Source organism: Leptospira alexanderi serovar Manhao 3 str. L 60 (assembly GCF_000243815.2).
Lineage (GTDB): Bacteria > Spirochaetota > Leptospiria > Leptospirales > Leptospiraceae > Leptospira > Leptospira alexanderi.
The window spans coordinates 190001-197500 of the sequence record NZ_AHMT02000027.1 but is presented as its reverse complement, the minus strand read 5'-3'; the positions used below and the strand labels follow the sequence as shown (position 1 = coordinate 197500).

General features: G+C 41.4%; 8 protein-coding genes and 2 pseudogenes (2 of these 10 only partly in view). 3 read left to right on the top strand and 7 right to left on the bottom strand.

Going from position 1 to position 7500, the window contains the following annotated elements:
• Both LEP1GSC062_RS09715 and LEP1GSC062_RS09710 read left to right on the top strand, forming a co-directional pair.
• On the top strand, positions 1 to 96 hold the 3' portion of the coding sequence (locus LEP1GSC062_RS09715) for a motility associated factor glycosyltransferase family protein (protein WP_020984020.1). It extends 1737 nt beyond the left edge of the window; the window shows 96 of its 1833 coding nt (coding positions 1738–1833); the start codon falls outside the window, past its left edge; it ends in the stop codon at positions 94 to 96.
• Positions 97 to 314: 218 nt separating this feature from the next.
• Positions 315 to 596, top strand: a pseudogene (locus tag LEP1GSC062_RS09710) (transposase); the annotation flags it as partial.
• A 149-nt stretch (positions 597 to 745) separates the two neighbouring features.
• Here the strand turns inward: LEP1GSC062_RS09710 and LEP1GSC062_RS09705 are convergent.
• The 5 genes from LEP1GSC062_RS09705 to smpB all read right to left on the bottom strand — a co-directional run bounded on the left by LEP1GSC062_RS09705 (position 746) and on the right by smpB (position 4492).
• Positions 746 to 958, bottom strand: a complete 213-nt coding sequence (locus LEP1GSC062_RS09705) for a hypothetical protein (protein ID WP_010578828.1) — start codon at positions 956 to 958, stop codon at positions 746 to 748.
• A gap of 114 nt (positions 959 to 1072) precedes the next feature.
• Positions 1073 to 1888 carry a hypothetical protein gene (locus LEP1GSC062_RS09700; RefSeq protein WP_010578827.1) on the bottom strand — a complete coding sequence of 272 codons (816 nt, stop codon included), beginning with the start codon at positions 1886 to 1888 and terminating at the stop codon, positions 1073 to 1075.
• Positions 1863 to 2519, bottom strand: a complete 657-nt coding sequence (gene plsY / locus LEP1GSC062_RS09695) for a glycerol-3-phosphate 1-O-acyltransferase PlsY (RefSeq protein WP_010578826.1) — start codon at positions 2517 to 2519, stop codon at positions 1863 to 1865. Before plsY ends, LEP1GSC062_RS09700 begins: the two co-directional genes overlap by 26 nt.
• On the bottom strand, positions 2516 to 3985 hold the full coding sequence (gene der / locus LEP1GSC062_RS09690) for a ribosome biogenesis GTPase Der (protein WP_010578825.1): 1470 nt from the start codon (positions 3983 to 3985) through the stop codon (positions 2516 to 2518). The genes plsY and der overlap by 4 nt, the downstream gene beginning before the upstream one ends.
• A gap of 24 nt (positions 3986 to 4009) precedes the next feature.
• Positions 4010 to 4492: an SsrA-binding protein gene (gene smpB, locus LEP1GSC062_RS09685; protein WP_010578824.1), complete on the bottom strand. Its 483-nt coding sequence runs from the start codon at positions 4490 to 4492 to the stop codon at positions 4010 to 4012.
• A gap of 623 nt (positions 4493 to 5115) precedes the next feature.
• On the opposite strand from smpB, the gene LEP1GSC062_RS25280 reads away from it, so the two are divergent.
• Entirely contained in the window at positions 5116 to 5247 is a 132-nt protein-coding gene (locus tag LEP1GSC062_RS25280; RefSeq protein WP_020984127.1) for a hypothetical protein, read from the top strand.
• Positions 5248 to 5681: 434 nt separating this feature from the next.
• Here the strand turns inward: LEP1GSC062_RS25280 and LEP1GSC062_RS09680 are convergent.
• Both LEP1GSC062_RS09680 and LEP1GSC062_RS09675 read right to left on the bottom strand, forming a co-directional pair.
• Positions 5682 to 5889: pseudogene (locus tag LEP1GSC062_RS09680) on the bottom strand (DUF1564 family protein); the annotation flags it as partial.
• A protein-coding gene (locus LEP1GSC062_RS09675) for an AAA family ATPase (RefSeq protein WP_020984109.1) crosses the window boundary here: on the bottom strand, positions 5885 to 7500 show its 3' portion. The gene runs 1417 nt beyond the window's last position; the window shows 1616 of its 3033 coding nt (coding positions 1418–3033); the start codon falls outside the window, past its right edge; it ends in the stop codon at positions 5885 to 5887. The pseudogene LEP1GSC062_RS09680 and the gene LEP1GSC062_RS09675, both read right to left, overlap by 5 nt.

Genomic DNA, 7500 nt, shown 5'->3' with positions numbered 1-7500 from the left:
GACGAAACCAGAAAGAAAAATCTTTTTTTGGGAGCCGTTCTGAAAGAGTTTACGAATCTCAAACGTAAACTTTTGGCCGGTGGCTCCGTCTCGTAGTAGTTCCCAATATTTTTTCTGAATCGTTTTTAACGTGAGCAGGATCGTAAAAAGGAAAACAGAGAAAGATCTTGTACTGAAAAGCGCCAGATCACATATTGAACTAAATTTCCAGCAAGAAAAGGGTTAAATATGGATCTGACAGAGATATTTTGTGCCATAGACGATTATTGTACACAACAAAAAATAAACTGGAACGTGAAAATACTTTTGTCCGGTGGTTCGAAAAAGGAATTCAACTCATTACAAAACTTAAAAAGAATATGAAAAATAAATGAATGCCCTTAGTTGATAAAATTCTTTTAAGAAAAAGAGCTATCATTGAATCCGTAAATGATGAACTCAAAAATATCTGTCAGATTCAACATACTAGACATCGAAGCTTTTTCAATTGGGCTGTTAATTTATTAAGTGGGTTAGTTGCATTTTCATTTTTTCCAAAAAAACCTTCTTTGAATTTGAGATCCAAAGACAATTTACAACTTTTACTCTCTCCTTAGGCCGAACTCACGTTAAATAAATAGCAGATTTTGAAATTTTTAGAAGTCGCTTGAATCGTTATCGAACACACGAATCCAAAGATTCTATTTAAATTCGAACCCTGATTGATACGCTCTTCAGAAGATCACTTCGTAAAAGCGATAACAAATTACGCGTTCAAATCGATCAGATAACCGCGACGAATAGCTTGGTCATCCGTATTGACCCCTACCTTTGCGATGTTTCTCGCTCCCGAGTTTACGTTTTCTAATTCGGAAAGCGGGTGAAGACGATCGGGCATATTACGAAGAGTAAGTTCGGATTTGGAAAATTGCCTAGCTCCCGTAGAGCTTTGAACTGCAAAATTAATTTCTTTGAGCATGACTGCGAACTTCCTTTTTTATTCAACCTAACATAAAATTTAGAACCTTGTAAAGCAGAATCCGCGGTGCAGAGCAAAAGCCGCGGAAACATTGGCGTTGACTCTCAAGCTTTCTTACAAACCGTCAAAATTGAAATTCTCCGGATTTTCTTCGTAGGGCTCTTCGTCTTCCGTTGAAAAGCCTTGGTTCCCGGTTCTCTTTTTTGTTTCCCGTGCATGTTTTCTTTGCACTGCCTGAGATTCCGGGTTCGCTTCGGATCCAAACGAATCCTCTCGTTTGGATAATTCCAATTCGGATTCTCGCTCCCCACCCATTTCCATCAGGAGAGAAAATCCTTGCGGTTCTTTTACGAACTCGGGAAAGTATTCGTAGAATAATTTTGCGGACACGACTCGAAAGCTCGCGGGATACGTACTTTTATAAGTATTCGAAAGTTCCACGTCCGGCAATTGTTGAAATCCGATACGGTCCTCAAAATCATTGAATTCCTGTTTTGTGAACACGGGCATTTTTTCCGTGATGATATCCTTGAGAATGATCCAGTCCAATTTGAATCTCATTCGATATCCCTGAAATGCGGAAGATCTCTGCATCAAATTGACCAATCGTTTGAGAGGGTAATCGCGTTTTACATAGGGAGTAAGATAAACAAGAAGATATCTTTGAGAAAACCCAAGCGGCTCCCAAACCATCTCTGGGTAAGGCTTATTTTTTTCGGCTTTCAGATCATCCAGTATGGACTGTAATTCTGGAACGACTTCGCTCTGATCCGAATAGAATTCCTGTTTTTCAACCTCGCCGAATTCTCCATAATAAAGCCATTTGTATAAATCGACGACTTCGAATACGGGATGATACTGAAGATATTGTTCTAAAAATTTTATCTTTTCTTCACGGGTTTTGTTATCGTCGATTTCTCTCTGAATCACCGTTTTGTTCCTCGTCTTCGTTTTTGACCGCGAACAATTCGGATCGATTTAAGATCCGAAAAATATTTTCCCTATGAGTGAGTATGATTCCGACGGAGATAAGCACCATTGTCCCCAAGATCCAATACGAAACCTCTTCGTGCAAAAGAAGAACCGATGAAAAAGCATAAACGAGCGGAAGAGTAAGGGAAGCAAAAATTGATCCGAGAGATACGAATTTAAAATATTTAATAGTCACCAAAAAAATAAAGAACGCCCCGAGACAGGCAACAGGAGTCAAAACCAAAAATACTCCCAATGTAGTGGCAACTCCCTTCCCTCCTTTGAAACCTAAAAAAGGCGAGAACATATGTCCTAAAACTGCGAGAACTCCGCAGGCCAATTGAAACGGAATCCCTCCTTCCGAAACATAAATCCCGGAAAGATAAACCGGAAATATACCCTTAGCCACATCCAAGACCAACACCGGAAAACCGAACTTCCAACCGATAGAACGACCCACGTTTGTGGCCCCTATATTTTTGCTCCCGAATTTGCGGATATCCGTCTTTGCAAATCGAAGAGCAATCCAATATCCGAAAGGAATCGAGCCCGCGATAAAACTAAGAAATGCAAAAATCGCGAAGTTCATTTTCGATCCGATCGAAACTCCAATCGAACCGGAATCCCCTGCAAGTCATAAGCTTCGGTGAGTTTCTTTTTCAAAAAAGAAACCAAGTTCGATTTAAAGTATTCCACGTGATTTACAAACAGGATCAGGTGAAAGGGAGAAGTGGAAACCTGTGTACAATAAAGCATCTTCGGCGGTTGATGCGCCGAAAAGGATCTTCCCGCCTGGCTCATCCAGTTCTTTAGATTTTTATTGAGCTCGGATGTGCTGACCTTTCGATGAGATCTGGACGCGAGATCGAAAGAAAGATCGATGAGTTTTTGGACCCTCAGCCTTTCGGTCGCGCTGATCGTGATAATCGGCACTTCGTTTAACAACGGAAAACGACTGTAAAGTTTTTCCTTGTATTCCCGGAAAGTTTTGTCGGTTTTATCCTCGATGGAATCCCATTTGTTGACCGCGATCAAAAACGGTTTTCCCTTTTCCTGGAGAAGAGACGTGATCTTTTTATCGAAATCTCCGAATCCTTTTTTTGCGTCCAAAAGATGGATGACGAGATCGCTCGATTCAATCGCCTTTAGAGTTCTTTGATACGAATAAAATTCCAGAGCTTCCGCGGTCTTGCTATGTCTACGAATTCCGGCGGTGTCGGTAAGTAGAAGTCTTCTATCGCCAAATTCCAATAAAGTATCCACGGAATCCCGGGTTGTTCCGGCGACATCACTCACAACCGCCCTTTCATAACCGCAAATCGCATTCAAAAGACTGGATTTTCCGGAGTTCGGTTTTCCTATAATCGCAAGCCGGAACTCGTAGTCCTCTTCCGCAAGAGGAAGAGGTTGTAGATCCTTTTTTTTGGAAGCGGTAATTTTTTCGATCCAAACCTTACCTGGTTTATTACTTAAGAAAAATTTAATTTTCTCAAGTAACAGCCCCAGATTTTTTCTTCCGATCGCCGAAATCGGCAGTACTTCGGCAAGACCCATTCTGTAGTATTCCTCCAGATCGAATTCGTCGAGCTCCTTGTCCGCCTTGTTGACGCAATAGATGATCGGCTTGTCCGCGGGTCCGTATTCCTTTCTCAGATAATTGAGTAAAGTATGATCGGCGGCGGTGATCAGATTCTTATCCAATAAAAAGATGATCACGTCGGACTCATTTAATTGTCTATAAGCGGCTTCTAATATGGTTTGGGAAAGAGAATCCGGATTTTCTATGTCGAGCCCGGGAGTATCGCAGAGATAAAAGTCGAGATCCTTTTCTTCCTGATAGATCCTCGCCGAAAGAACGTCACGCGTCACACCGGGATAATCCTCCGTGATCGCGAGTTTTTTCTTCAAAAGAGAATTAAACAGAGTGGACTTTCCTACGTTTTGTCTGCCCACGATCGACACAATCGGGATTTTTTCTCCGGGTCCTTTACGAGGAGCTTTGACCGGAACAACTTCTTCCGACTCTGCGATTTCTTTTTTTCCGGCTTTAGCCATTCTATTCCCGATTTTCGTCACCGATCATCCGTAGCGATTGGATGATTTCAACGCGCGAGCGATTTCCTGTTGCGCGTCTTTTTTCTGCATGTCGTCCCGTTTATCGTGGATCTTTTTCGGTTTGCCCACGGCGATTTCCACTTTCACACGAAGATTATTCTTAAAATAAACCTTAGTAGCAACGAGAACCAAACCCTTTTCTTTTACCTGACGTTCCAATTTTTCGATTTCCTTCTTATGAAGGAGGAGTTTTCTCGGACGAATTTCGGGATGATTGGCATATCCTCCGTTTTTGTACGGAGTGATTGAAAAATTCTCCAAAAACACTTCCCCGTTTTTAATCTTAGCGAATGCGTCGGTAAGATTCCCCTTCTTTTCTCGAAGGCTCTTGACTTCGGATCCGGACAAAACGATTCCCGCTTCGATGAAAGAAACTAATTCGAAGTTGAACTTGGCCTTTTTATTGACCAGAGGAGAATGTCCGGATTCTTCTTTTTTATTTGCCATCTTACTTTTTTAAACCGACTTTATCCGGTTTGATTGTATTGATTTTAGGGAAAATTTTTTTTCCGAAAGCCCATTTGATATTCTACCGTCTTTGTAAGAATTCCTAAAATCTAAAATCCACTTTTATTGTCCCTTTGAATTCAATCCTTTTGTCTAACGCACTCGATGAAATTTAGCGCTTCATTTACATTCGACCTTTTAGCCGCTCACTGAGGTCAAAAAAAGGCCTGTATCTACTAAAACGTGGGAGTTCCCACAATCGCATCCTTTTTTTGCGCCGTGTTCCTTCTATTTTTAGTAAATTTATTTTCGAATGAGCTGGGCGCATTGAAGAAAGCGCCCCATGTGGTCTAACATTGTTGTAAAGAGAAACCACCTTGGGAAGCAGTTTTTGAAGTCTTTCAAAGGAATCCACACCGTAAGGAATCAGTGGATAGGGGCGTGCCTCTGCGAGAGCGCCTTTATTTCAGAGCGCAGAGTCGCGCTATAACTCAATATTTTTCCCTATGGGCCAAAATACAGTATTTCAGTCAAGAAATTGTATATTTCTTTTATTATATTCTTATTATATAATTTTAATTTCTTGACTCCGCATTGATCGCTCACGCAGGGAACTTTTTTGAATGATACTGTCCGTCGCCGTCGGAATGAAAAATAACACCCGCGCTATGACTCCGTTGATGAATGCGATTCGATATAAAAACCTAGACGCAATTCGTTTCTATTCGAACGGAATGTTTCCGTTTTCTCCGTAGATACGACTCGGACGCATGAAAATGATACTCGAAAATAAGCAGTCGGTTTTGCAAAAGTACAACGGTTCTCAAAAATTAAGTCAAATCGAGAAATCTCGACTTTTTAGAGAAAGATTCTAATTTTCGAAATAGTTTATCATAGTATTTTATTCATGCGTCCGAGTATAGTAAATACGGAAGGGACGCGTTATACTATCTTTTAGGTTCGTATCAAGACATCGCGGCATACAATAGTACGAGGCGTATATTGATAAAGACGATTCGAATAACACAGGAAAAATCAATCATATCCTTTTAGGGATCAATACGAAAGATCCTTATTTTTGCCTTTTTAGAGATCAGTAAGAATACGAAGAATCGATGCGAATACTTTTAAATTCGCTGCTAACGAAAGTGGGACGATTCTCTTGTGAAAAAGATATCTTTTTTAAGGAGGGACATCCCACATTCAAAGTTAGATCGATAGAATCCCCGCTTCGAATCATCCAACCACAAAAGATAATTCACCATAAAACATCTCGAAACGCCATGAGCGGAAATAACACCTAAAAGAGCCCAAATCTTACAATCGATTCTCAGGTTCATTCGAATCATCTTCCCTCGATCCCTTTGATACAAAGTCTTTCCGGCCTTCCGATTAATTTCTCATACTATGATGGGTAAGAATGAGTCTGCCTAATTCGGTTCCGATCAGATTCGGCATATTGTAAAAATTATCCGAAGTGATCTGAATGGAATCCTGAAACAGATGTTCCGCAATGTATCTTCTTCCGAGACCGACTCCCAAGAAGACGTAATTCCGATTTTGGTTCTTTAGAATTTCTGCATGTAGTTTACGGTTGTCTCTGGAATTGATTTCGTCGGAAACGTCCGCCTTTCCTCTTTGTCCCCGAAAATCGGAGATCATTACCACAATTTTCGTCTGTGCTTCCGGTGAAAAATACGACTCTACCTTTTCGAGAAGCTGATATTCTTCTACGGAATCGCCTTGCCAGTCGGTTCGTAGATAATTGAACATTTCTTCCTCTTTAGCCTCGTCATATTCTTCTTCCAGGCGTTTGATCGGAATCAGATCGATTCTATCTTTTCTGTTGTTTCGGTCCGAATACGCGTGGATCGAAAAATCTACCTCGTGTTCCCTTAAAATATAAGCCGAAGAAAGCATCGCGGAAATCACCGCGACCGCGTATTCGAAGTTAAAGATCCTTCTGGATTTGGAAACGAGAAAGGCAACTTCCACACCTTTCAGTTTTTCCTCGTTCTTATCAATGATGGTTCGATCAAAAACTTTCGAGTCCCCTCTTCCGGATAGGAAGGAAATATATTTTCGAGCATCGATCCGATTTCCTTCCATTCGATACATTCTAGTAATGTCGATTTCAGGATCGAAAAGACGATCTAAATTGAGTTCGATCTCTTCGAGACTTTGGCCGAACACTTCTTTGAATTCCTTCAAGGAAACCTGGATCGTGTATTCCCATAGAATCTTACGCTTGGCAAGAAATTGTTTATAAAGTTCTTCGGTGCGGTAACCCCAAGCCCCACCTCCGCCCGCAGGTTCACCTTGACCCTTGTTGCCGCGCGTGTCTTGTCCGTACCAAGCGTCCGCGCCTTCTTTCATCTGACCTCCCGTTTCCGGGGTGTTAATTTCGATTCCTCTTTTGAGAGGATTGCCCGAATTGAGCAGTTTGGCCTTACCGGTTAACGCTTCTCTTTTATGAAGTTCCGGATTCCACCAACTTTTTTTTTCGATGTCGGCGGCAGTTGTCAGAGTTTTTTTTTTCTTATCCTCAAGAACTTTGAAGAAATCCGATTCGACTTCGATGCCGGACATTTGAAAGTCCAGAATTTTTTCGAGTTCCATTCTTTCTTTCGAATCGGCGACCTGATTTGTATATGCGATCTTACCGCCTCGCACCGCGGTTTCTTTAAGACCGGTTTCTCCGCTCTTCTCTTCCGCATAACGTAAAATATGATCCTTCCAAAAGAGAAGATTCGAAAGCCCGAATAGATAGGGTACAAGATTGGCGGAACCGATCGTTCTTTTTTTTGCGAGATCGCGGATCTTCATGTGAAAATTCACCATCTTCAAGATCAGACTGTTACCTGGAAGATAAAAGGAAATAATTTCGGTCAACGTGGATTCGTCTTCGAGATCCGGAAAAAGCACGCTCGTAAAACGATTCCGGAACGCTCTGGAAATCGTCGCGGTGGATTTGGATTTACGAAAGAGTTTGAGTGCGAATATTCTGG